Raw genomic sequence first — 23,022 nt, 5'->3', positions numbered from 1 at the left:
ATCGGCACTTCCACACTTGCTGCATTTTTCATTTTTCCGTCTGGTACTGTAAACCTCTTTACCACACTTATTGCACTTCACAATAAAGAACGGATCACTTGAATAATATTGACCTATCCTATTAAGCAAGAATTATAATCTTTCCTTTTTCTATCAAATCAGACAATTCATTGTTTAAATATTCTTTTATACGCTGCTTAGCTTCTGTTCTCCATGCACCGCCATCTGCCGAGAACAATGCACAAGTAATTCCATCAAATTTATCAGATTTAATTCTAAAAATAAAATCTGATTCCGGCTGGTCTATTTCATCAAATGTTCTATACGGTTTCAGATGTACCGGACTAGGAACGATTGTTTCTGTTTTTGAAGCAACCCCTGTTTTTACTGTTGCTTTCTGCGAAATGCCATCGTCACCATATTCTGCTACAGTTTTATCCTCAACATTTCCGGCAAATGAAACTAAAAGTTCTCTGTCCTCATTCTGAATAAACTTCGTTTTCAGATTGATACAAAAATTTTCCTGCGGGATATACGCACCAAATTCAAATCTTGGAACTTCTGCATCAACAACTGCTAAACATTCTCTATGCTTATCACTGTCAAGTGTTGAAAGCATTTTTACACTTTTTTCACTTACTATATGTAAAAAGAATGGAGTAACAGGCACTTCTAAATCAGATTTGATGTACTTTATTAAACTATCTAAAGTAGATAATTTAAAAGGTTCAATATGAGGCTCATAACTTATCCTTTCCAGCTTTTTATCCGAATAAGTTTGACCGCCTATTTCTGTAATGTTAGGTTTTTTCATTCCTACAATGTACTCTAACGCATCTTTAATCATTGATTTCCTCCTTACTGAACAGCCTTTAATCTGTTAATATCCCTATAATTTACTACTTCGCCCGTATCCGTATTAACAACCGAACCATCAGATAATGTCACCTCTGAACCATCCTCTAATTCATTTGTATTTACCGGAGATTTCTGATGAACACTGCTGCCATATTCCTGCACAGATATTTTCTTAGTTTCTAAATCCTGTCCGATTGACATCTGTGTACGAATTGGCATCTGAGGAGCAAGCGATTCTTTAGATGTAATCTTAACCTCAAGTTCAGTTCTTGACTCATCCTTAAATGCAAACTCAAACTGCAGCGTTATTGCCCTTTTCTTATCAAACGGGCAATTTACATCCATAAGATTTTGTGCCACCTTGCTAAAACTTCTGTCAAACTTTTCCTGAGCCGCACCGCCTGCAAGCTCGTCCAGCTTTAACCTAGCCATACTTTTTTGCCTCCTTTATCTTGATTTTTGCTGTCCTCAAATTCTTTAGGGCGGGCAATCCCGCCCTAAAAATAATTTTGGAAGAACAACAGCCCGTCATGCCGATAGCACAGCATATTATTAATTCTGTGAAACCGCTTCGTCCTCTGTATGTACCCTTGTATATCCAAGCTGTCCCATGTAGCTGTCAGCAAATCTTGTAAAGCACTGATTTCTTATATGCTGCTTCTGCTCCTCAGACAAATCATTAAAGTTTACATAACCGCCGTCTTTAGTCGGCACGAGGATTTTATGCGTTATCTTCTTTTTTGCCATAATTCTCTCCTTTTCTGCTTTTGTTTTATATTATGCTTAGGTCTTGACCACTGTTCTTTAATCTAATTTTAAGAGCCTAAATCCGAAAAAACATATCATGAATAACTGTTTTTGCAGATTTTTTTATCATGAATGATAATTTCTTCCTAACTCCCTTGTCGGAATCCGACAAGCCGTCTTGATTTTCACATCACATCCCCCTATACTTTTAATACAGGCTATTGCCGTAGCCAAGTATCAAAGAAAGGAGAACTTTATGTGCTTAGTCCATTACCAAATAACTTTTAAATCAACTTCCCTAAAAGAAAGACTTAGAGTTATTAAAGAAATTGATGATATGTCGGCTATCGGATTTGAAATGTTGCCAAACCAACAATCATCCGATTTCTTTTTTTACTCTGAAGATGATTTAAACTTTATTAATATTCCGGATGGTTGCATCGTGAAAAAGATTCCATAATCTTCTCAAAATGCACATACACATTCGTGGCTTCCGCATCGTATTCCAATACCATGCGGAAGTTTTTATTTAACTTCATAGTCAAATAAAAAAATCTAAATAATGTTGATGCAAAAGCTGCCATTATTTCAAACGGTTCTTTCTTTACAAACATTCTTCCAAGCTGCTTGACTCTTTTAACTTCCTCATGCCCTTCCGCATAACACTTATCACTGCTACTATCATTTTTTAAAGACTTAGTTTTTATTACTTTTTCATCTTCCATTGATTTTAAAAGTGATATAGCCTCATCGAATTTTTCATCAATAAGATACTCAGTAACAAGCTTATCAACAGAATGTTCACGATTAAGTTCATCCTGATAAAAATATGTCTCTGTAATTTCTTCATCTGGACATTCTTCCATCAGATTTCTAACCTTGTCATCGTCAAGTGTATAAAGAAGCTCTTTCGCTTCCTCAAACTTTCCCTCGATAATCATCTTCTCAGCCAACTTTTCAACTGCAGTTCTGTGGTCAAGTTCTTTTTGCAACTCTGTTATCTCTTTTGCCTTTTTATCCATCGCTCTCACCTCTTTCTACAATTTCAAATGACACTCCTTTATCCTGTCTTTCAATTTTGAAACAATGTATTCCAAAATTTCCACCGTCTGGGCTTCCTCAGGAAGTCCATTTTTTATTGTCTGCAATGCATCTGCAACAACCCTGTCAATAACCCTCTGTTCAAGAGTTACATTATTTCTGTTTTTAGCATCTGCCCAGCTCTCCATAATCTGATACACACTCTCACCTCACTCTCTCAAAATCCATATACACATTTGTAGCTTCCGCATCGTATTCCAAGTACCATGCAAAAGTTTTTTGTTTAATCAGGTGCAATTATATAATTTACCTTTTCTTTCCCCATTGCTATAATCAAATTGTCAGCTATTGCGGAGCTGGCAATCCATAACAAAGGAGGTGCTGCAATGAAAAGAAATTATGTAAATCCCCTGATTTCTCCAGACTTTGAAGACCGTCTGGATATTGACGGAACATATTTGCAAGATTGCTGCAATATCAAAATTTGTTCCGCACGTGACATCAACAGACACGGTTGTCTGCTTGGTTCTGCGGCTCCACGCTGTTCCTATGAAGAAAAGCAGGAACGCAGGCTCAAAAAGAAGAAGTAATTACTAATAACATTAAACTGTTTTATTCTTCTTGGCTGACGCTGTTTTTGCGTCAGCCTCTTTTATACAATTTTCAATTAGTTTTATTTCCTTTTTGCTCTCAATAATTATGTGCATAAAGTATCTTGAACAATGAAATTGTTTTAATTGCGGTTTTCCATACGGCATCCTCAATGAAACTATGTATAAAACTTTTGCCCAATTCTGCAATTTTTTCCAACATTTCATCATCTTTTCTGCTTGAATTTCTCCTGAATGGCTTTTCAAAATTATAATAGCTGACTGCATAAGACTGTTTATTTCCGACTTTAATGCCCTATTAATATCTGTTTCATTCATAATATAATCAAGTCGCTTCATAGTAACATTTAACATATCTTCTATACTGTCACCCAACTATTCTCACCTCACTTTCTCAAAATCCAACAACCTGTTCCTGAATAATCGAAACCAAAATTAGTGCATTTGCTTTATCCATACCGCTCACCTCTTTTCGTCTTTATTCACTACTATCTAAGTATCTATTGATTTTTTCTCTAAATGCTCCTATGATATATATAAGTTGTTGCAGCAACTAATACTAAATAAGGAGGCTTACTGTTATGAAAAAGAAAATTTATTCAATAGCTTTATCATTATGCCTTGTATCAAGTATTGCACTTGCACCATTAAACACTACAAGTACAACCGTTCAGGCTAAGGCTAAAAAAGTTAAAGCTAAGAGCGTCTATTATGTTCCCGGTTCTAGTTATGCGTATCATTCCACACGCAACTGCCGCACTCTTAGACGCAGTAAAACAATCAAAAAAATAACTCTTAAAAAAGCTAAGGCTTTAAAACTTAGAGCCTGCAAAGTTTGTCATTAATACTAAATATTCCTATTAATTCTCAGCAAGCCTTTGTTCTCTACAGCAAAGGCTTGTTGCAATTACTTCAAAAAATTTTCTGGCTTATGACTATAATTTATTTTTAATTTTTTTAAGTCTTTGTCGTAATTAACAACAAGCTGAAAAGAACTACCCACTTGTATCGAACTTATAAGGTTGCTTAACGCAAATCGAAGTGCATATAAATCTTCTGGTTGTCTCAATACCGCAAACAGCCTCCCAAGTGTTTCGGCTCTTTTTATTTCCTCTTCTTTAGAACATGATTTACCAGCACCTGCTATGTATTCAATTAAAGTTCGTTCATCATTTTTTGAAAATTCATGTTGCGGTTCCTGTTCCATCAGCTTTTCAACCTTATCATCATCTAAAGTTTCAAGAAGTTCTTTCGCTTCCTCAAACTTTCCATCAATAATAAGTTTCTCAGCCAACTTTTCAACCGCAGTTCTGCGGTCAAGTTCTTTTTGCAACTCTGTTATCTCTTTTACCTTTTTATCCATCGCTCTCACCTCGCTTTAGTCATTTTTATATAATATTTCGCAACTCATGTGATTAAAAATCACCTTGTTTAGCAAAAAAAATTTCTTCTTTCTGATAAACATCCGTAATGTTTAAAAGCTTACATAATTTATCAACTTCCTCAACATTGAATAAATTTTTATTCTCAATTTTATTCTTAAACCCTTGATACGTAAGTCCTATTTTTTCGGCAATATATGAATATTTTAAACCAGAATTTGAAATAATCTTACGCAATCGTTCTGTATTTGTCATAAATAATTTACTCCTTTCGCTTATTGTGTGATTTATAATCACTACACATAAGATACTATATATGTGATTATTTGTCAACACCGTTTTATTAAAACTTAAAAAATAGTTGAGTTTCAATCACTCATATAGTATAATTTCCAATAGAAAGGGCGGTGATAATATTGAATATAGGCACTCGAATAAAAACATTACGAACTCAGTGTGGAATGTCACAAAATGAACTTGCTCAAAAAATGGGATATACATCAAGAACAACTATTTCCAAAATAGAAAGTGGAAATATAAAAATAACCACAGAAGATGTTGTAAAGTTTGCTAAATCATTAAACACTACAGTCCCATATTTAATGGGTTGGAACGAAAACGAAACAAATAAACAAAGTCAATCTTATTACCTTAGCCCCGAAACGAGTAAGATTGCACAACAAATATATGATAACAAAGAACTTTCATTGCTCTTTGATGCTGCCAAAGATGCTGAACCGGAAGATTTACAAACGGTACATAGTATGCTTATGGCTTTAAAGAGGAAAGAAAAGGGTGAATAAATAAACTACAAAAAGGAGAATAGCTATGAATTATATGCATTATTGCACAAACTGTAAACAACCATTTTTAAACGAAGAAACACACGCAAATTGCCCAATTTGCCACAAACCCGGCATATATCTACATATGAATGTTAATGAATGGAATGAAGCATCAGCATTGCAAAAAGATAAGATTATAAAGGATGCCATTGATGCAAATATTGTATCCCCCGATATACAGTCAGAAATGCATGATGAACTCAAATCTATGCATAATGAAATGAACTCCATGCACAAAAAAGTTACATTCATGTTTGGAGTTACTGTAGTTTTACTTGTCTGCTGGCTCATATCAGCAATTATTACCTTTAACTATGCCAAAAAATTAAACAATATTTTTCAGGCTCTTGGCGAAAATATCGAAGATACATTAGATGACTATAATTCAGATTATCATAGTCTTTTCGATTAAAATTACACAAATTAACAAAAAGAGGTACATAATATGGAAAACCAAAAAGATTTTATCAAAAAAATACTAATTATAAGTGCTATTGCCTGCTTTGCGTCATTATTTTGGAATTTTATCGTTCCGCTTGTTATTGCAGCTGGACTTATAGGATACCAGTTTTACCTTCTTCATAAAAAAGAAGATGAAATAAAACAGGTTATAAACAATCACAAATATCAAATAAAAGAACTTGAAGATAAAGTTAAAGAACTTGACACTAAAGAGCGACTGGAAGAAATTTCAACACTTGAAAAAAGACTTGAAACGCTTAAATCTGACATAAAAGACAGACAAAAACAATTACAGAATGTCACTAATGAATACCAGAATTTAAATCAGACAATAAACATTCAGAAAGCTGCTGCTGATTCAGAGATAAATCTTGAATTAACAAAACAGAAAGAACTTATCAAAAAAGAAGCAAAGAAAGTTTCAAAATTCAGAGAGCTTTACAAGAGTATCAAATACTCTATCAATAATTTCTTTGAATATGATCCATCTTCCGAACTTCTAACTTTCAAACAAGAAGACCTTAATCTTGTTGATGCCTATGCTCCATCAGTATTTTTGCATTTACAATACATGAACTCAAAAGAACTTCGCAAAGCCTACCGTGAAAACGACAAACAGATAACAAAACTGATGGAACAATATTCCTCAAGATACACTACAAAATCAAACAAAGCAATGTACTCGCTTATGGTTATCGCATTGCGTTCAGAACTTCAAAATATTTTATCTGATTTGAAATATGGCACAATAGACAAAGCTACAGATAAAATAAAAGAAGTCACGATGAAATATCTTGAGATTGCCGGCAATGGCAACCAACAGATATACGGCACTCTTACAAAATTTATAGGCCAGCTTGAATACCTGTTTATAAATGCTGCCAAAATTGAATATAACTATTATGTAAAGAAAGAAAAAGAAAAGCAGGAACAGCTTGCATTAAAAGAAAAGATGCGTCAGGAAGCAGCCGAACTCAAAGCACTGGAAGCAGAAAAGAAAAAGATTGCAAAAGAAGAGGACAAATACAAAGCTGAAATTGATAAGGTCAAAGAACAGCTTAAAAATGCAGCTCAGGAAGAAATGGATATTCTGAACAAACGAATACTTGAATTACAAAATCAATTATCTGATGTTGTATTAAAGAAAGAAGAAATATCTAACCTACAGAATGGTAAAGCTGGAACTGTTTACATAATAAGTAATCTTGGTTCGTTTGGCGAAGATGTATTTAAGGTCGGAATGACACGCCGTCTTGAACCACAAGACAGAGTAAACGAACTTGGAAGTGCAAGTGTGCCATTCAAATTCGATGTCCACAGCTTCATATTCTCAGAAGATGCAGTTGCCCTTGAAAGCAAGTTACATCAGATGCTTACAGATAAACGAGTAAATAAAGTTAATCTTCGTAAAGAGTTCTTCAAAGTATCAATAGATGAACTTGAAAAGCTCGTTGAAGAAATAGAACCAACCGCTGAATTCAATCGCACAATGCTTGCAAGTGAATATCGTGCTTCGCTCGAAACTAATGGTAATTATTCAGACGATAGCTATTCTGATGATGAAGAAGACGAGGACGAATAAACAAGAAATATTTTAACCATTTTCGTGAGGTCACGAAGAGGAAAGAGAAGGGCGAATGAGATAAAAAACATAAAAAGGAATACATGTATGAAAAAGGTAAATAAACTAGACGACAACACATTTAAGGATAATTCTAAAGCTGTCTCTATAGGTGTTATAAATTCCAAATTGATTACACTTGTAAAAGACTTAAACCCTAATATTGCACAAAACATGATAGCTGGCACTGATATTATTTTTTGGAAAAATCGTATAAAACACATTCAAAAACATATTTCGGATTTTGATTCTCCAGAACAATTTAAACAATGTTTTGAAAATATTCCATCTATAATATCCAATCCAGATTTTATAAGTACTAATCCTAAAGACAGTAGTATATCATTTATAAAAAAGCAATCAAAAAACACATCCGTTGCTGTTCGTATATCAAATGACGGTAAGGCATCTTTTCGTACAATGTATCCATTAAGAGATTCTCAACTTAACAATTACATTGAAAACAGTCGTGCCAAAGCAATATAAATATATTGACTTTTTTCATTTACAGTGTATAATAAAGTATGAAAAACATAAACTTATATAAATGAAATCTGAGGACGGAACAGGCAGCCGTCACGCCCTTGTGGTCTTAAAGAGATGTGGGATTGTCACCCCACCTATTTCATTTATTAGTTAAGGTAGATGTCGTTTAAACATCTACCTTTTTTAGCTTGTCGGATTCCGACAAACATTAATTATAATACGCATATTGCAAATCATCTTTGCATATTTTATAATGTTGGTAGACAAAAGGAAATAATAGACCATGATAAACACCTCCCTTCCTTACCAGTCTGGGAGCGTTAACAGACAAAACCCCCGAAAGTGTCAAATACTTCCGGGGGCATTTTTTAATCTTCTATAAATATTTTTCTTAATATCAGTACCAATAAAAATACTGCCAAAATCCCTATAGCTACTTTCATAATCAAAAGCATACCTTTAAGTGCTCCGATTACAACAAGACAGCAAAGAAGAACTATTATCGAACTTCTCAATTTATCCATTCCATTCATCACATCATTTCCTTTCCGTTTACTTTCACTCTCTTCTCAATCCATTCATCAACTCTGAGCCACATTCCAACAGTAACAGTATTGCATTTCCTATCGTAAGAATACGGCTTACAATGTGCCAGTCATTTGCTATCCCAAACACTATGTTAAGTGATAACAAATAAAACAAAACATTACTTTTTTTATTTCTCATTGCTTTATATTATACAATGTGCTAAGATTTAAGCAGTTGGGGCTTTCGCCCCTCCCACCCTAGCTGTTAGTTAAGACTTAATCGCTGCTATCAATGCTGCAATGGCGGTTGCTGCTTCAATAATCAACTCGATTACTTCTTTAACTGACAGCTTTTTTTGTTTCTTATGTTTCTTAGCCATCGTTTTACTCCTTTCTTTTTGCTAACTCCTTGTTACAATTATATTATACCTCTACTTTTTGTAGATGTCAATGCTTTTTGTAAACTTTTTCTACTTTTCCATTGCTTTTTTCCACATATTGTAGTATTATTATTTTTAAAAACAGAAATGAGGTGAAGTTAATGCTTGACGATAGATATAAAAAAATATTTGCTGAAAATTTAAAACATTATATGAAGTTACATGATAAAAATCAGGCTGATTTAATAAACGATTTAGGATTCAACAAATCCTCTGTATCAACCTGGTGCAATGGAACACGCTTACCACGCATGGATAAAGTAGATATTTTAGCAAAATATTTTGATATTAACCGCTCCGACTTAATAGAAGACAAAACAACTGAAAAAAATCAATCCTACTATCTCAATCCTGAAACAAGCAGGATTGCACAGAAAATATATGATAATAAAGAACTTTCACTTCTTTTTGATGCCGCCCAGGATGCCGAGCCGGAGGATTTACAGACTGTACACAGTATGTTGATGGCATTGAAACGAAAAGAAAAGGGTGAATAATATACAATGGGGGTGATGCATCTGAACGATGACTACAATATAAATGTACAAATCTTAGACTTCGGAAATTCTGTTCCAGCGGTTGTAACTATAAATGATGATGGCAGCTTCAGCATATTTCTAAACGCAAGACTATCTTATGAAAGAAGACTTGAAGCATACTGGCATGAAATGCGGCATATTCAAAATCAGGACTTTTATGGAGATATGAGTGTTGACGAGATGGAGGCTGTTAATGAACATTGAAATAATCATATTGTTTTGTCGGATTCCGACAGATAAAATAATAAAGACACCTTATCAGGTGTCTTTATTTGTGTCATTAGATTCTCCATTTTTATAATCCACATCTTGTTGCGATGGTAATCTAAAAGAAAACTGAGTTTTCCCGTCATAATTGGATATAGCAAAATCCCCTTTTGATATAATATCCATTCCAATAAGAATATCTATACCCTGCGCTCCAATTTTACTCACCATAACATTCCAATCAGTAAATATAACTTCATTATTCAAAATAATATCCATTAAATATATCGGTGCAGTCAATACTCCCGAAGGTGTTTTTGATTGTGCATAAGAAATAGGCTTCAATTTATATCTACTTGCAATTTCCTCTGAAATGCAAGTATTTGTTGCCCCAGTATCCCATTGAGCTAATGCTTGATCTACAATTTCATTTGCACATAAAACAACTTTATTTAATAAACGATTTTCTATTTTTGTATATTTTTCTGTGAAAACAGACAATATTCTTTTGTTCATTAAAATTCTCCCCTACACACTAATTAATTGCCAAGATGATATATAATTGGTATAACCACTTTCATCGCCATTGCATTCCTGAACTATATATTCCCCTAATTCATACTGATTGGAAAGTATATTAATTGCTTCTTGAATACTTTTATATACTCCCAAAATTTCATTAAATCTAATAGCCACACAACAATAACCATACTTTTCATAAAACTCATTATAATGAGTTAAGAAAAAGTTGAAATCATTCTTTCTATCAATATCCGTGTATTCTTTATTCATAATATACCTCCTTTCACTGAATAAAGAGCGTAAATTCGCACAACGCCCCACCATAAAAATATCTTTATTTATATTATACGCAATAATTTTGTTTTGTAAACCCTATCTTATTCATTAATTAGTTATTCAATATATTTCTAATTTTGTAAATAATCCATATTTTAGAAATAGAAAGCATAACAAATACAAAAATATTTGTTATATTTAATTGACAAATATAATTATATTTGTTATCGTATAGTTGTAAGGCGGTAACGATAATGCAAATTACATCAAGGGAAGTCTTAAAAAATTATAAGGAGTGACCTATATGTCAAACAAGAAGAAAGTTGAACGCTATATCTATCCTGCTATCTTCACTTATGAGGACGGTTGTGAAATTGCCGTAGAGTTTCCAGATTTAGATACTGCCACATCTGGAGAAGATGAAAACGATGCTTTTTTATCTGCCAGAGAATTATTGGGAGTCACAATGTTAGGAATTGAGGAAGACAACGAACCTATTCCGGAACCAACACATTTATCTGATATTACTTTAGAAAAAAATCAAAAATCAGCATTGATTGATGTTTATATGCCATCTATAAGAATGGCAAATGTAAATAAATCAGTAAACCGTACAGTAACACTTCCTGCGTGGCTTAATGCCGCCGCATTAGAAAGAGGATTAAATTTTTCTCAGATATTGCAGGATGCTTTAAAACAACAAATCAATCAGATATAAATGCGGTATATTTAATATAACAAAAAGACCGCCCTTTGCGGGCGGTCAATACCTTACACTTTACCCACAAAAGAATATGGCTAAAATATAAAGATAACGCATATTTATTTTAACATAAGCCACTTCTTTTGTATAGGCTTATTTTTTATACTCAATTTTAAGGAGGAAGACGCATGAGCGAAAAATTAAAAGAAGTCTGTGCATATATCCGAGTCTCTACTGACAAACAGGAAGAACTTTCTCCGGAGAGCCAGATAAGACTCATTAAGGATTATGCCGAACAGCACAATATGCTGCTTACACGAATTTATCAGGAAGACAAGGGTATTTCCGGCAAGAAAGCAGATAAACGCCCGGCTTTTCAAGAAATGATTGCGACCTGCAAAGAAAAGTCACATCCTTACGATGCAATCCTTCTCTGGAAGTTCTCCCGTTTTGCCAGAAACATTGATGAAAGCACTTATTATAAATCAGTTCTCAGAAAAAAATGTAATGTTGATGTTATAAGCATATCCGAGCCTATCACTGAGGGTATGTATGGCCGCCTTATCGAGATGGTTATTGAATGGAGTGACGAATTTTATCTGTATAATCTCTCAGGTGAAGTTATGCGTGGAATGACGCAAAAAGCCTTAAAGGGCGGCTACAATTCAAATGTTCCTATCGGTTACATCAAAGAGCGTGGCAGAGATAAGATACCACAGATTGAACCCAAAGGTGCTGAGATTGTCAGAAAGATTTTTGATATGTACACAGAGCAGAATATCCCGATGGGTGACATAGCCGCAAGGCTGAATCAATCCGGCTATAGAACTGCAAGAGGATCCCTTTTTGAAACCCGTGTTATCGGATATATACTTGAAAACCCTTTTTATATAGGAAAAATCCGGTGGAACTTTTTTAACAAACAGAGTAATAAAAGAAAAAATCCTGACGATGTGATTATATCTGACGGCAAACACGAAGCTATCATATCTGAAGAACAATTTTCAAAGGCTGCAAACCGCAGAGCACACGACAGACTCCGCACGGGATATAACAAGAAACGCCGCCCTGCTCCACTCCTTGCCAACTGGTTGTCCGGCATGATTAAATGTTCAAAATGTGGTGCTTCGCTCGGTTTCGCCCACGGTGGTACTAAAACAGTTCCAAATTTTTGTTGCTGGAAATATTCAAAAGGGCTCTGTTCTACACGAAATGGCATCACATTGAAAAATGCTGAAAAAGAAGTTCTCTCCATCCTCGAAGAACTATCCGGCTCAGGATATTTTTACAATTATAATCTAAATGTAATCAATACCGAAAATACAGAACGGGGATATATATTAAAAGAACTCAAATCACTTGATGCAAAAATGAAGCGTATCAAAGATGCGTATATAAATGAGATAGACACCTTAGAAGAATACAAAGCAAATAAAGAACTTATTTTGAAAAGACGCACGGAGTTAAACGAAAAACTTGAAGCCGCCACTATCACTGTTCACCCTGCATCAGTTCACAAAGATGTTGATTTTCAAGGATTGATTGATATTATAAAAGATGAAAATTCAAATGATATGGAAAAACATAATGCTTTACTGGAAGTCGTAGACCATTTTGTCTGGAATAAGGAAACGCAGGAAATGACCGTGGTTTTGAATGATGATATATCGCTTGTAAATTGCAAATAGATTTTGCATATGATATAATGGCATCAGACACATAATATGTTCCATTTTGAACAAAACCCCTGAAAGTGGACCAGACTTTCAGGGGTTCTCTATTGCCAATTATTAACATATGTACTATAATACCGATAACTTAATAATGAACTTAATCAGGGAGCCGAAGGGTGCTACGACAGTTGCCGGACTTACAAAGGAAGGGAGCTGATGCCAATGGTTACATATAGCGATTTATTCACATTTGTAATTATGCTTTGTGCAGTTATTACTCTTGTATATACGATAACACACAAAAAGTAACGCCCCAGCTCTAGCAAAGTAAGGCGTTACTTTAAATATAAACATCTTATTTGCCGGCGGCTAGTCTGCACCTAGCGTTCGGCTCTCTTGTTAAGTTCATTATATACAATATTAAAAATATTTGCAACTATTTTATTCTGTCGGATTCCGACAAGTTTTGTATTGCATTATTGCTCACATATCCAGTGCAACCAGCAAAGATTACAGCCTATCCGGCAAGATATATTTTGCTCAAACAAAAACCATAACTCCTCACACCCCCCTAAATTCAAGCCTTTTCGTAATATCATCAGTCCTCGACTACGGTGGTCCGGATGGCGAGGCTGGTGCCGCTATGCGTTATCTCTCACAGCGTTACAGTATGACCGACCGCCGTGTCATGGGTGCTCTTACTGACATCGGCACCGAAGAACTCGGTCATCTTGAAATTGTTGCTACCATTATCAGACAGCTTACAAAAAATCTTACACCGGAAGAAATCAAGGCATCCGGCTTTGATAAATACTATATTGACCATACACTTGCCATATGGCCGCAGGCAGCAAGTGGAGAGCCCTTCAGTGCGAGCCAGCTTCAGAGCACCGGTGATACCATAACCGATCTTTATGAAGACATGGCGGCAGAGCAGAAAGCCCGCCTGACTTATGATAACATTCTTCGTATAGTAAAAGACCCTGAAGTTGCAGAACCTATCCGTTTCCTCAGAGAAAGAGAAATTGTTCATTTCCAGAGATTTGGCGAATGTCTCAGACGCACTCAGGAAAACCTTGACTGTCGAAACTTTTATGCTTTTAATCAGCAGATTGATAAAAAGAACTGTGGAAAATAATCAGCATAACCAGTTTTAAGAAATAAATAAACAAGCCGAACGCAGATATTTTATTCTGTATTCGGCTTGTTTTAATGCTTATTTAACTAAAAGTCAGTGATACACTATACAAAATATTCTCTTTACACTATCTGTTAAGATTTTAACCCTCGTAAACAGTAATTCCTGTCACTGCAGGTTTTCCTGCAAATGTTATATAGAGGTATGGCTCTGTCTCAAGTGCTTTTAACAATGTATCATTAAGCACTATTCCTTTTCCGTGGAATTCTGAATACTTAAGGTCATATGTATTCTTTCCGCTTCCGCCAACTTTGTCTGATGTTCCAATAGTCACTGTTCCGACAAAGTCTTCTGTATCTGATATATCTAAGAAGTTAAATGCAACAACCGGCTTCTTATACTTAGATAAATCAATCTTTAAGAATACCTGATAGCCCCAGTCATTAAAGCCAAGCTCTGTTGTATCTCCGTCAATTGATGACTTTGATGATGACTCAGGTACAAATGCTTCAACAGAACCTTTTGTTACCTTTGTTCCACCTTCTTCTGTTGTGTATATATCATCTCCTACGAGGTTTCCACCGCCGTTCTTGTACCACTTTCCTGTCCATTCAAAGCCTGCTTTGAGGTTATTTACATTTGTTGTCTCAAGATAATCAGCGATTGAACCGTCTGTTGTTGTTCCGTTTGTGTTTATCTTTGAACTCGTATCCCCTTTTGAACCTGTGATTGTATTGTAGAGTACAGCAATGTCATTGTATCTCATCCTGCAGTTGTCTTTATCCATATACTGATTTGTCTCCCAAAGTACAGGCAAAATATGATGTTTAGCTGCAATAGTCATTGTATCATTTAACCACTGTGCAACACCCTCCTGCTTTGGATTGCAAACACTGAACTCACCCATGATAATTCCATATCCTGCATTGTAGAATTTATCCATCTTTGTGAAGTATGTTTCTGTTGCTTCTTTGTCTTTCTGTGTATAGATACCGCTACCACCATCTCCACAGAAATCCCATGGTGTGTAGTAATGAACTGATATGCTGAGTTTTGTAGTTCCGTTTTCTGTTGTATCTGTAGGCATCTTAAATCTGTCATCACAAGTCTTGTCAATATTTGTGTCATAACCTGCAATAAGAAGATGTCTGTATGCGTTGTTTCCGCCTGTACTGCGGACAATGTCTACAAATTTCTGGTTAATCTTATTTGCCATTTCGTATCTCTCATCCTCTGTAAGGTTTCCTGAAATAGCCTTTGTATCATTGTCGTCTTTTGGTACGCTATAACCACTTTCATAGATTGCATCGTTTAATCTGTCACCAAGTTCCTCGTTTGCACCTTCAAAAATGAGATGATCTGAATAATCCTTAAATCTGTCACAAATCTGTGTCCAATATCTACTATATCTCTTCCATGCTTCTGCACGTTTTGTCTCATCGGCAGTTTTTTTTCCGTCAGCATCCTCCTTGCACGCACCAAACTGTCCCCACCACTGAGAATCCCAATGATCGTTGACAATTACATACATACCACAGTTTAATGCGTAGTTTACAACTTCTTCTACACGACCGAGGTATTTTTCATTGATAGTATATGTTCCATCCTCTGAATCCATGTTTGACCATGCTACAGGAATACGGATAGTATTAAAGCCATATGAACGGAGTGACTGGATATAAGCTTCTGTTGTAATAGGCTGCCCCCATGCCTGCTCAAATACTGTAGCATCTGTAGCAGCAACCTTGTCAGCATAAGTTCCTAAAGTAGCTTCAAGAGTATTTCCGAGGTTTACACCCTCCCCCATCTCATTTTCAATGAGCCACTGTGTAGAAACATCTTTACGAACAGTACCGTTGTCTTTAACAGTCATGTTTGCTGAAGTCCCGCCCTTTATCGAAACGGTTCTCTCTTCACCGACATTTGTTGAAGTCTCCGGCAGCTTCACACGGAGTGTAATATCTTTATCTTCGAGATGTCCGTAAAAACCGCCATCTGCAACTGTTACATCTTTTGTAATAGTCTTTGTTGCTGTTTTTCCATCCATTCTCTTATATGCAATCTTAAATGTAACCTTTGCACTTCCGGCAGCTTCACCAAATATCTCAGCAGAATATGTAAGACCTGATGTTTTCTCATTCTTAATTTTGATTATTTTTTCATCTGCACTTGAAGCAGTAACCTTTGTCACACTCTTAACATTTTCAGCAGTAATTGCAACAGTTCCAGCTTTTCCGCTCACAAGTCCACTTGTAGCATATTTTGTGGCAAAAATAGGTGTATAAACCTTTTTAATGCTCTTAGCACCGGCTGCCTTAATCTTTTTAGCATTTGCATCAACTGAACTTCCTGAAATGCTAATCTTTTTAGTACAACCTTTAAATGCATTCTTTGCAACAGACGATAATTTACCGTTTACCACAAGTTTTGTAAGTTTCTTGCAATTTGCAAATGCTGAAGATGCAATCTTTGTCACACCTTTTCCAAGTGTAACAGATGTTGCTTTTGCTGCTTTGAAAACATTTGCATTAACAGCAGATACCGTATATGTCGCGCCTGATGCCTTAACTGTATTTGGAACTGATAGTGTCTTTGCTTTCTTTCCCTTTGTAGAAAGCTTTGTAATTGCAACTTTGCCATTTGTATCTTCTGTAGCGGCAGTTGTTACCTTATATGTATAATTTCCGCTTGTAAATGTAGCTCCAGCCTTTTTTCCATATGTCTTTGTAAACTTAGGAACACCTGTTATCTTAAATGAAATCTCAATATCGGATTTAGGCATTGTTGTAAGTTTGCCCTGCTTGAAAGGAATATTGCTTGAAAGATTCCATCCGTCATAACCTGTATAGCTGAATACGCTATAACCGTTTGCCTCATATGATTTTGTATGTGGAAGTTCTACTCCTGCTGCTCCCTCTACCTCATTACCATCAATTTTTAATGTTGCATCTGTGACTTTTATGCTGTCTGCTGATTTAAGAGGAATATCTGTCGAAATTCCCATCATGTTAAATGCATCTGCACCTGTAAGGTCAACACCTGAAATCTTAACAGTGTACTCTCCGTCACCTTCTTTTAAAAGAACATCCGTAATCTCTGCTTTCTCTGTCACATCCTGACCACCGGCCTGCACATACGAATACTCTTTTCCTGTTTTAAGCGGATCTCTGTAATCCCATGTCTTTGTCTGATAATAAAGATAAGCATGATAGCCGTCTTCTTTCCAGACTGAACTTATTGCAGCACTTGCCGGCTTTGCACCATTCACTGCACCTACACCTGTAAACGATGTAACAACCATAGCAGTTGACAATGCAGCAGCTAATAATTTTTTAGTTGTTTTTCTCATATAATTCTCCTCTCACATAATTTTAATTCATTTTATACCTTTTATAAGTAACAGTTTTGTCATAAATATAGCAATAGAATTGGCAAACTCAAATATTGCAATATATTTTTATAGCTGAACTGTTATTATTATGTTCATATTTTATTATATTTTTGTTAATATTTATATCCTGACTTTTAGATATATTATACATGTTTTTTAATATATACGGCATTTATAAACACCTGTTGCATACTCAATCGGACATCTTCAATCTACTCTTTATCTGTTCATAACACAAAGAGAGCACACCTATTGGTGTGCCCTCCCTGAAAGCTCTTTCGATTTGTTTTCCTTAATTGTGGGAATTCAAACTTATTAAATATTATTTAACTACTACGCTGACTTTTGCGGACTTCTTACCATATTTAAGTGTAGCAGTTGTCTTACCTTTCTTAAGTCCCTTAACCTGGAATGTTACCTGTCCTTTTGCAGTCTTTTTAACTGTGACTTTTGCAACTTTCTTGTTCTTTACAGAGACTTTAATCTTCTTAGCCTTAACTTTCTTAGTTACCTTTGCAAGTGCAACTGTGTATTTTGCTGTCTTTTTCTTCTTAACATTTGCTGTCTTAGCAACAGTTACTTTAATAGTAGACTTCTTAGAACCAGCCTTAAGTGTGATTGTAGCTGTCTTGCCCATAACTGCTGTCTTCTTAGCTGTGATTGTAACATTCTTCTTAGATTTGTTTACCTTAACTGTTACAGCCTTGTTGTTGCTTGTAGCCTTAACTGTTGATGTACCCTTAACTGTGTACTTAACTGTTGCAGACTTAGATGGAGCAACTGAAACCTTAGACTTAGCAGCCTTGATAGATACTGTTGAAGAAGCTTTCTTTGTTGTTACATTGAAGTTTACTACAATTTTATCATTAGCTTTAACAGGAGCTTTGTTTAACTTATCAATAGTTGTAACTTTTTCATCCTGCCAGTTAACACCAGTCTTGTCAAAGAGACCATTCCATGGATTTACGATGTTGAATCTGTAGTTCTTTGAAACTGTCTGATCTGCAAATCCCCAGCATCCTTTGTTATCTATAGCGTATGTCTTGTCACCAATCTTTACATTCTTAACTGTGAGTGCAAAGTTGTCTGCAAGACTTCCATAATAAAGGTCTGTGTCAAGCATCATTAAGTAGATTCCTTTTGAATCACTTGTTGCTGTGTATTCGATAGAGTAATCACCATCTTTTGTTACATTGACACTCTTGTCACCCCAAGACTGCTCGCCCCAAGTATCATCCCCAACATAGTCGAATGAAACATTGAAGTTACCCATCTGACCTTTAGCAACCGGTGCCGGTGTCTCTGTTGGTGCAGGTGTATTCTTAAGCTGATCCTCAAGAGCTGCTTTTGATGCTGCAAGTGACTTATTGTCTTTTTCAAGGGCTGCTTTTGATGCTACGAGTGCTGAGTTTGATGCTGCAAGTGCTTTGTTCTCTGTCTCAAGAGCTGACTTTGATGCTGCAAGTGACTTGTTGTCTTTTTCAAGGGCTGCTTTTGATGCTACAAGTGAAGCATTGTCTTTCTCAAGGGCTGCCTTTGATGCTGCAAGTGACCCGTTCTCTTTCTCAAGGGCTGCTTTTGATGCTGCAAGTGCTTCATTCTCTTTCTTAAGAGCATCTAAATCTGTAACACCATTCACTTTATATGTAAATGTAATCTCATCGCCTTTTTCTGCAGTAAATTTTTCAAAATCACCTACACTAGTTGTTGCGATATTTTTTGAATCAGCATATTCACCATACACTGCTTTTTTACTTAACACATCCTTGTCTCCAACTTTAACTGAAACAATCTTTAAATCGAAATCTTCAGTAACATTTTCAACAGTAGTTGTTGTCTCTCCAAAATTAGCTCCAGCAAGAGCACCTGCTGTAGCTGCATTTGCAAAAGTTGTTGTAACTTCAACTTTTCCGTCTGCTTTAACAGTAGCCTCTTTTTTGTTTAAAGTTTCACCTTTAAGTGTTAATTCAACACCGTCTTTGTCGGCTGCATCTGCCTTTAATGTTCCAACATTTGCACCTGTCAATACTAATGCTGTTGAAAGTGCTAAGGAAAGAGCTTTTTTTGTTCCCTTTGTTAATCTCATTAACATATCCTCCTTCTCCCTATCATATATAGGGTTGCATAATTTTTGAAACGATAAAGTTGTAGTCCGCACTCAACCCTATAAGCCGTTTCGTTACATCTAACATAGTAACAGAATAATATTTTCAAATAAACAGTAAAAATGCACAATTATTCCAGCTTTTTTTGTGTATTTTGTATATTCATCAAATGATTACACCTTGATTATGTGTTTTTTTTCAGTGATTTTTCCCATATTATCAACATTATAGTTAAGGCTAATTTTTGACAATATTTGGAATAAAATTTTTGAAAAATCGTAATAGTTCCGCCCTAAATTTACTATAACCAAAGAAAAACAGAGACGTTTTTTTACATCCGCCTCTGCTTTTTATTTCAAAAATTATGCTTTGGAATATTTTATTATGTTATGGTAATTATTTTACTTTAACTGTTACCTTAACTGATTTCTTACCAATCTTGATTGTAAGTTTTGAAGCACCTTTCTTAGCACCCTTAACTGTTACTGTTACTTTGCCCTTAGAAACTTTCTTGCCTGTAATCTTAGCAATCTTTGACTTAGAAGATTTAGCTGTTAATTTATCTGTTGTTGCTTTCTTCTTATTCTGAGCTGTAACCTTAACTGTTATTTTTGCTTTCTTGCCCTTCTTAATCTTTACTGTTTTCTTAGCTGCTTTTGCACTCTTAACAGGGTTTGCAACCTTAACTGTGATAGTTGCTTTCTTTCCTGCACTTGTAAGTGTAATCTTAGCTGAAGAACCCTTTGTTGCTTTCTTAGGTACTGAAATCTTAATTTTCTTGCTGCTTGTTACTTTTACTGTTGCAAGTTTCTTATTAGAAGTCTTAGCTGATGCCTTAACTGCTTTTCCTGCCTTATTAAGTGCTTTATAAGAAACTGTTGTTGACTTTCCTGCTGCTACTGTTACTGTTTTCTTAGAAACTGTTACTTTAGCTTTTGATTTCGCACTAGTGCTGCCCTTCATTCCTGATACAGTAAATGATACTTTGATTGTATCTCCCTTCTTTACAGGTGCTGTTCCAAGTCCATCAATAGATGTTACGGCAGGGTCAACATATGTTACACCATCTGAACCAATAGGTCCGTTATATGGATTTACAATGTTGTATCTGTAAGCGTTTGTTTTTTCCTGGTCTGCGAAGCACCATCCGCCTTTCGCATTTACTTTGTAATCTGTCTTTCCAACAGAAACAGTTGTAGGAACAAGCTTAAAGTCTTTGTTTAATGAACCTTTGTAAAGGTCTGTTGAAAGAATCATCATAAAGATGTCAGTTGTATCAGACTGAGCAGTGTAGCTGATTTCATATTTTCCATCACCAGTTACATCAACTGACTTGTCTCCCCATGACTGCTCGCCCCATTTGTCATCTGCTACATAGTTGAATGCAACATTAAATTTATCCATATTTCCCTTAGGAGCTTCTGTTGGAGCTGGTGTTGCATCGCTTGTTGGGGCTGGTGTATTTGTTGATACAGGTGCCGGTGTATTTGTTGCTCCGCTTGTTGGGGCTGTTGTTGCTCCATTTGTTGGGGCTGTTGTTGCTCCATTTGTTGGGGCTGTTGTTGCTCCGTTTGTCGGTACTGTTGTTGCTCCATTTGTTGGTGCTGTTGAAGGCTTTGTTGACACTGCAGGTGCTGATGAAACTTCTGCTGTTGGTGACGGTGTTGCTAAAGCTTCTTTAACAACGAGAGCACAATCTTTTCCACCTGATAATTTATATGTAGTTCCATCAATATCTGTTTTTGTTCCCATATAAATCTTAGGTGTATCTGCATTCATATCCGCATCATCACTTGCTGATATATAGAACTCATCTGTCTCATCATCAAACCAAGCCTTTACACCTTTGATAGCAGTATATGTTTTGTCATATGCCCATCCGTCAAATTCAATAGTTCTTGTTGAATTTGGTTTTGTTACAGGTGCAGAAATCTTAATTGTCTCTCCACGATGAATAGTAATCTCATCTTTGACATTGGACATATCAATAGTCGGTTTTGCTGAACTGTCATAATACTCTACTGTAACAGTATAATTAATATTTGTCCAATCCTCACCAGCTTCATCTTTAATATTTAAAAGGAATTTACTTCCGCTATCTTTTATTGCATCTGCGATAACCTTTGATGAGTCACCATCTCCTACATAATTCCAAGAACCACAAGTATCACTGTCTGTTCCATTAAACTTAGTAACAACACTTCCGCCATAATAGTACTGATTGCAATCTCCTGTACCTGCTAATGTGATAGTTGGTGTTTTATAACCCTTTGTGCTAGAAACAACTTCAGAAAAATCAATCCCAAGTCCATGTACTGTTTTTGCATTTTCCTTATCTGTTACATAAAACTTACCATCATCGGCTGTACCATTGTTAAATACTTTCTGGCTATCTGTAACATCTTTTCCATCAAGAGTTACTTTTGTTAATTTGTTCTTTTCTACTGTTGCGACATATGAATGTGTCGCATCATCCGCTTCCGCTGCCTTACTTTTTGTACTTCCAATATTTGCACTGGTAATAATAAGTGCTGTTGAAAGAGCTAAAGAAAGGGCTTTTCTCATTCCTTTTTTTAATCTCATTAAGAAATCCTCCTTCTCCCATCTCTATGGGTAATAAATTGTTAATTTACTTTTGCTTAAAGCAGAAATCATCGGTCTTTATTGCACCCCTCAAACTGCCTTTAACATTTGAACAAAATATTAACACAGTGTTAATATTTTTTATACCTGCAAATTTAGCAATTTTATACATTGATATTTTTTAATTTTATAATTTTTATATTAAAGTTGTATTATTTTTACAATTTTGGTAACAGTTCAGCCATAAAAATGTAATTGGCAATACAATGAGCTTGTTCATTGTATTGTTAAGTACATTTTTATGTTAGAATAGCCTTTCATTTCTGAAATGAGGGCAAAGCCCTCACGAGCACGCTCAGATGGAACAAATTTATTTGTTCCATCCTCACTTTGCTTTCGCGTAAATAAACAAAAGCTGCAAAGCAACAACTGACAGCTTGCTGGCAGGTTTATGAATGTAATAAATGAATGGCTGAACTGTTACCGATTTTGAAGCATTTTGAGTTATTTTGATTATTATAATTATGTTCACATTATTGGTATTTATTTGCTTTTTAACACAGAATGTCAAACCATATCCCAATAAATGAACTTCGCAAAATTGCGAATACAGCTTGATTTATTCTCCACCCTATACCTGCTCCGTCTCAATTTCTTTTATCAGCTCAATCACTTTTTCCTCTGTTTCTTCTACTTCATCTGCTATCTGTGGAATTGCTTTTCCCTTTGCAAGTTTCTTTCTTATCAAATCTTTTAATTTGTTGTTTTCTCCTTCACATCTTCCACGATTTTCTCCAATTTCAATTCCACGGGCTTCTCCGGCTTCTTCGCCTTTCCTATACTGTTCTTCTCTTTCAAGTCTCAT

Annotated in this window: 26 protein-coding genes and 1 pseudogene; 11 read left to right on the top strand and 16 right to left on the bottom strand. The window is 35.4% G+C overall.

What is annotated here, in order from left to right:
• Positions 1 to 121: 121 nt before the first annotated feature.
• From DW721_RS10755 to DW721_RS10735, 5 genes are all read right to left on the bottom strand, one after another.
• A complete protein-coding gene (locus DW721_RS10755) occupies positions 122 to 847 on the bottom strand; it encodes a hypothetical protein (protein WP_118745754.1) in 726 nt (241 codons plus the stop codon).
• A gap of 11 nt (positions 848 to 858) precedes the next feature.
• Complete coding sequence (locus tag DW721_RS10750) at positions 859 to 1,290, bottom strand: hypothetical protein (protein WP_118745753.1); 432 nt, start codon at positions 1,288 to 1,290, stop codon at positions 859 to 861.
• A 120-nt stretch (positions 1,291 to 1,410) separates the two neighbouring features.
• Positions 1,411 to 1,605 (bottom strand): hypothetical protein, encoded by a 195-nt coding sequence (locus tag DW721_RS10745; RefSeq protein WP_022014480.1) that lies wholly within the window; start codon positions 1,603 to 1,605, stop codon positions 1,411 to 1,413.
• A 419-nt stretch (positions 1,606 to 2,024) separates the two neighbouring features.
• Positions 2,025 to 2,627, bottom strand: a complete 603-nt coding sequence (locus DW721_RS10740; RefSeq protein WP_118745752.1) for a hypothetical protein — start codon at positions 2,625 to 2,627, stop codon at positions 2,025 to 2,027.
• A gap of 15 nt (positions 2,628 to 2,642) precedes the next feature.
• On the bottom strand, positions 2,643 to 2,846 hold the full coding sequence (locus DW721_RS10735; RefSeq protein WP_118745751.1) for a hypothetical protein: 204 nt from the start codon (positions 2,844 to 2,846) through the stop codon (positions 2,643 to 2,645).
• Between the two features lie 186 nt (positions 2,847 to 3,032).
• On the opposite strand from DW721_RS10735, the gene DW721_RS10730 reads away from it, so the two are divergent.
• Positions 3,033 to 3,236, top strand: a complete 204-nt coding sequence (locus tag DW721_RS10730) for a hypothetical protein (RefSeq protein WP_118745750.1) — start codon at positions 3,033 to 3,035, stop codon at positions 3,234 to 3,236.
• 12 nt (positions 3,237 to 3,248) lie between these two features.
• Here DW721_RS10730 and DW721_RS10725 read toward each other — a convergent pair whose 3' ends face one another.
• Positions 3,249 to 3,632, bottom strand: coding sequence for a hypothetical protein (locus tag DW721_RS10725; protein WP_118745749.1), 384 nt, complete (start codon positions 3,630 to 3,632; stop codon positions 3,249 to 3,251).
• A gap of 206 nt (positions 3,633 to 3,838) precedes the next feature.
• On the opposite strand from DW721_RS10725, the gene DW721_RS10720 reads away from it, so the two are divergent.
• Positions 3,839 to 4,102 (top strand): hypothetical protein, encoded by a 264-nt coding sequence (locus tag DW721_RS10720; protein ID WP_118745748.1) that lies wholly within the window; start codon positions 3,839 to 3,841, stop codon positions 4,100 to 4,102.
• Between the two features lie 62 nt (positions 4,103 to 4,164).
• Here the strand turns inward: DW721_RS10720 and DW721_RS10715 are convergent, their stop codons facing one another.
• A complete protein-coding gene (locus tag DW721_RS10715; protein WP_118745747.1) occupies positions 4,165 to 4,620 on the bottom strand; it encodes a hypothetical protein in 456 nt (151 codons plus the stop codon).
• Between the two features lie 52 nt (positions 4,621 to 4,672).
• Positions 4,673 to 4,894, bottom strand: a complete 222-nt coding sequence (locus tag DW721_RS10710) for a helix-turn-helix transcriptional regulator (RefSeq protein ID WP_118745746.1) — start codon at positions 4,892 to 4,894, stop codon at positions 4,673 to 4,675.
• 161 nt (positions 4,895 to 5,055) lie between these two features.
• Here DW721_RS10710 and DW721_RS10705 point away from each other — a divergent pair, with 161 nt between their 5' ends.
• The 4 genes from DW721_RS10705 (at position 5,056) to DW721_RS10690 (ending at position 8,053) form a co-directional block, all read left to right on the top strand.
• Positions 5,056 to 5,442 (top strand): helix-turn-helix transcriptional regulator, encoded by a 387-nt coding sequence (locus DW721_RS10705; protein ID WP_118745745.1) that lies wholly within the window; start codon positions 5,056 to 5,058, stop codon positions 5,440 to 5,442.
• A 25-nt stretch (positions 5,443 to 5,467) separates the two neighbouring features.
• Positions 5,468 to 5,896 (top strand): hypothetical protein, encoded by a 429-nt coding sequence (locus DW721_RS10700; protein WP_118745744.1) that lies wholly within the window; start codon positions 5,468 to 5,470, stop codon positions 5,894 to 5,896.
• Positions 5,897 to 5,929: 33 nt separating this feature from the next.
• A complete protein-coding gene (locus DW721_RS16255) occupies positions 5,930 to 7,528 on the top strand; it encodes a GIY-YIG nuclease family protein (RefSeq protein WP_207665622.1) in 1,599 nt (532 codons plus the stop codon).
• Between the two features lie 87 nt (positions 7,529 to 7,615).
• On the top strand, positions 7,616 to 8,053 hold the full coding sequence (locus tag DW721_RS10690) for a PBECR2 nuclease fold domain-containing protein (RefSeq protein WP_118745743.1): 438 nt from the start codon (positions 7,616 to 7,618) through the stop codon (positions 8,051 to 8,053).
• Between the two features lie 368 nt (positions 8,054 to 8,421).
• On the opposite strand, the gene DW721_RS16120 is transcribed toward DW721_RS10690, so the two are convergent.
• The gene (locus tag DW721_RS16120; protein ID WP_182436299.1) at positions 8,422 to 8,586 is read right to left on the bottom strand and encodes a hypothetical protein; all 165 of its coding nucleotides are present in this window, start codon (positions 8,584 to 8,586) and stop codon (positions 8,422 to 8,424) included.
• A gap of 25 nt (positions 8,587 to 8,611) precedes the next feature.
• Positions 8,612 to 8,779: a hypothetical protein gene (locus tag DW721_RS16115; protein ID WP_182436298.1), complete on the bottom strand. Its 168-nt coding sequence runs from the start codon at positions 8,777 to 8,779 to the stop codon at positions 8,612 to 8,614.
• A 342-nt stretch (positions 8,780 to 9,121) separates the two neighbouring features.
• On the opposite strand from DW721_RS16115, the gene DW721_RS10685 reads away from it, so the two are divergent.
• Together DW721_RS10685 and DW721_RS10680 are read left to right on the top strand one after the other, a co-directional pair.
• Positions 9,122 to 9,517, top strand: a complete 396-nt coding sequence (locus DW721_RS10685; protein WP_118745742.1) for a helix-turn-helix transcriptional regulator — start codon at positions 9,122 to 9,124, stop codon at positions 9,515 to 9,517.
• A 6-nt stretch (positions 9,518 to 9,523) separates the two neighbouring features.
• Positions 9,524 to 9,763 carry a hypothetical protein gene (locus DW721_RS10680; protein ID WP_118745741.1) on the top strand — a complete coding sequence of 80 codons (240 nt, stop codon included), beginning with the start codon at positions 9,524 to 9,526 and terminating at the stop codon, positions 9,761 to 9,763.
• Positions 9,764 to 9,817: 54 nt separating this feature from the next.
• Here the strand turns inward: DW721_RS10680 and DW721_RS10675 are convergent, their stop codons facing one another.
• Together DW721_RS10675 and DW721_RS10670 are read right to left on the bottom strand one after the other, a co-directional pair.
• The gene (locus DW721_RS10675) at positions 9,818 to 10,282 is read right to left on the bottom strand and encodes a retroviral-like aspartic protease family protein (RefSeq protein ID WP_118745740.1); all 465 of its coding nucleotides are present in this window, start codon (positions 10,280 to 10,282) and stop codon (positions 9,818 to 9,820) included.
• 12 nt (positions 10,283 to 10,294) lie between these two features.
• Positions 10,295 to 10,558 carry a hypothetical protein gene (locus DW721_RS10670; protein WP_118745739.1) on the bottom strand — a complete coding sequence of 88 codons (264 nt, stop codon included), beginning with the start codon at positions 10,556 to 10,558 and terminating at the stop codon, positions 10,295 to 10,297.
• 310 nt (positions 10,559 to 10,868) lie between these two features.
• Between DW721_RS10670 and DW721_RS10665 the strand changes: the two genes are divergently transcribed.
• The 3 genes from DW721_RS10665 (at position 10,869) to DW721_RS10655 (ending at position 14,078) form a co-directional block, all read left to right on the top strand.
• A complete protein-coding gene (locus DW721_RS10665; RefSeq protein WP_118745738.1) occupies positions 10,869 to 11,282 on the top strand; it encodes a type II toxin-antitoxin system HicB family antitoxin in 414 nt (137 codons plus the stop codon).
• Positions 11,283 to 11,455: 173 nt separating this feature from the next.
• On the top strand, positions 11,456 to 12,955 hold the full coding sequence (locus DW721_RS10660) for a recombinase family protein (protein WP_118745737.1): 1,500 nt from the start codon (positions 11,456 to 11,458) through the stop codon (positions 12,953 to 12,955).
• Positions 12,956 to 13,493: 538 nt separating this feature from the next.
• Positions 13,494 to 14,078 (top strand): manganese catalase family protein, encoded by a 585-nt coding sequence (locus DW721_RS10655; protein ID WP_243036005.1) that lies wholly within the window; start codon positions 13,494 to 13,496, stop codon positions 14,076 to 14,078.
• Between the two features lie 142 nt (positions 14,079 to 14,220).
• Here the strand turns inward: DW721_RS10655 and DW721_RS10650 are convergent, their stop codons facing one another.
• The 4 genes and pseudogenes from DW721_RS10650 to DW721_RS16110 all read right to left on the bottom strand — a co-directional run.
• Positions 14,221 to 17,427, bottom strand: coding sequence for a cellulase family glycosylhydrolase (locus tag DW721_RS10650; protein ID WP_118745736.1), 3,207 nt, complete (start codon positions 17,425 to 17,427; stop codon positions 14,221 to 14,223).
• Positions 17,428 to 17,791: 364 nt separating this feature from the next.
• The gene (locus DW721_RS10645; protein ID WP_118745735.1) at positions 17,792 to 19,555 is read right to left on the bottom strand and encodes a hypothetical protein; all 1,764 of its coding nucleotides are present in this window, start codon (positions 19,553 to 19,555) and stop codon (positions 17,792 to 17,794) included.
• A 415-nt stretch (positions 19,556 to 19,970) separates the two neighbouring features.
• Entirely contained in the window at positions 19,971 to 22,157 is a 2,187-nt protein-coding gene (locus tag DW721_RS10640) for a hypothetical protein (protein ID WP_118745734.1), read from the bottom strand.
• A gap of 631 nt (positions 22,158 to 22,788) precedes the next feature.
• Positions 22,789 to 23,022: pseudogene (locus DW721_RS16110) on the bottom strand (hypothetical protein); the annotation flags it as partial.

Source organism: Clostridium sp. AM27-31LB (assembly GCF_003480745.1).
GTDB classification, from domain to species: Bacteria; Bacillota; Clostridia; order Lachnospirales; family Lachnospiraceae; genus Butyribacter; species Butyribacter intestini.
Note: the sequence above shows the minus strand (reverse complement) of the source record. Positions and strands in the feature narration are given on the sequence as shown.

What these genes read in the sequence shown, in the direction of transcription:
- DW721_RS10755 (WP_118745754.1), bottom strand. Translation starts at nt 847, where the DNA reads ATGATTAAAGATGCGTTAGAGTACATTGTAGGAATGAAAAAACCTAAC.
- DW721_RS10685 (WP_118745742.1), top strand. Translation starts at nt 9,122, where the DNA reads ATGCTTGACGATAGATATAAAAAAATATTTGCTGAAAATTTAAAACAT.
- DW721_RS10650 (WP_118745736.1), bottom strand. Translation starts at nt 17,427, where the DNA reads ATGAGAAAAACAACTAAAAAATTATTAGCTGCTGCATTGTCAACTGCT.
- DW721_RS16120 (WP_182436299.1), bottom strand. Translation starts at nt 8,586, where the DNA reads ATGAATGGAATGGATAAATTGAGAAGTTCGATAATAGTTCTTCTTTGC.
- DW721_RS16255 (WP_207665622.1), top strand. Translation starts at nt 5,930, where the DNA reads ATGGAAAACCAAAAAGATTTTATCAAAAAAATACTAATTATAAGTGCT.
- DW721_RS10690 (WP_118745743.1), top strand. Translation starts at nt 7,616, where the DNA reads ATGAAAAAGGTAAATAAACTAGACGACAACACATTTAAGGATAATTCT.
- DW721_RS10675 (WP_118745740.1), bottom strand. Translation starts at nt 10,282, where the DNA reads ATGAACAAAAGAATATTGTCTGTTTTCACAGAAAAATATACAAAAATA.
- DW721_RS10700 (WP_118745744.1), top strand. Translation starts at nt 5,468, where the DNA reads ATGAATTATATGCATTATTGCACAAACTGTAAACAACCATTTTTAAAC.
- DW721_RS16115 (WP_182436298.1), bottom strand. Translation starts at nt 8,779, where the DNA reads ATGAGAAATAAAAAAAGTAATGTTTTGTTTTATTTGTTATCACTTAAC.
- DW721_RS10730 (WP_118745750.1), top strand. Translation starts at nt 3,033, where the DNA reads ATGAAAAGAAATTATGTAAATCCCCTGATTTCTCCAGACTTTGAAGAC.
- DW721_RS10680 (WP_118745741.1), top strand. Translation starts at nt 9,524, where the DNA reads ATGGGGGTGATGCATCTGAACGATGACTACAATATAAATGTACAAATC.
- DW721_RS10645 (WP_118745735.1), bottom strand. Translation starts at nt 19,555, where the DNA reads ATGAGATTAACAAAGGGAACAAAAAAAGCTCTTTCCTTAGCACTTTCA.
- DW721_RS10720 (WP_118745748.1), top strand. Translation starts at nt 3,839, where the DNA reads ATGAAAAAGAAAATTTATTCAATAGCTTTATCATTATGCCTTGTATCA.
- DW721_RS10640 (WP_118745734.1), bottom strand. Translation starts at nt 22,157, where the DNA reads ATGAGATTAAAAAAAGGAATGAGAAAAGCCCTTTCTTTAGCTCTTTCA.
- DW721_RS10745 (WP_022014480.1), bottom strand. Translation starts at nt 1,605, where the DNA reads ATGGCAAAAAAGAAGATAACGCATAAAATCCTCGTGCCGACTAAAGAC.
- DW721_RS10740 (WP_118745752.1), bottom strand. Translation starts at nt 2,627, where the DNA reads ATGGATAAAAAGGCAAAAGAGATAACAGAGTTGCAAAAAGAACTTGAC.
- DW721_RS10660 (WP_118745737.1), top strand. Translation starts at nt 11,456, where the DNA reads ATGAGCGAAAAATTAAAAGAAGTCTGTGCATATATCCGAGTCTCTACT.
- DW721_RS10670 (WP_118745739.1), bottom strand. Translation starts at nt 10,558, where the DNA reads ATGAATAAAGAATACACGGATATTGATAGAAAGAATGATTTCAACTTT.
- DW721_RS10715 (WP_118745747.1), bottom strand. Translation starts at nt 4,620, where the DNA reads ATGGATAAAAAGGTAAAAGAGATAACAGAGTTGCAAAAAGAACTTGAC.
- DW721_RS10750 (WP_118745753.1), bottom strand. Translation starts at nt 1,290, where the DNA reads ATGGCTAGGTTAAAGCTGGACGAGCTTGCAGGCGGTGCGGCTCAGGAA.
- DW721_RS10710 (WP_118745746.1), bottom strand. Translation starts at nt 4,894, where the DNA reads ATGACAAATACAGAACGATTGCGTAAGATTATTTCAAATTCTGGTTTA.
- DW721_RS10665 (WP_118745738.1), top strand. Translation starts at nt 10,869, where the DNA reads ATGTCAAACAAGAAGAAAGTTGAACGCTATATCTATCCTGCTATCTTC.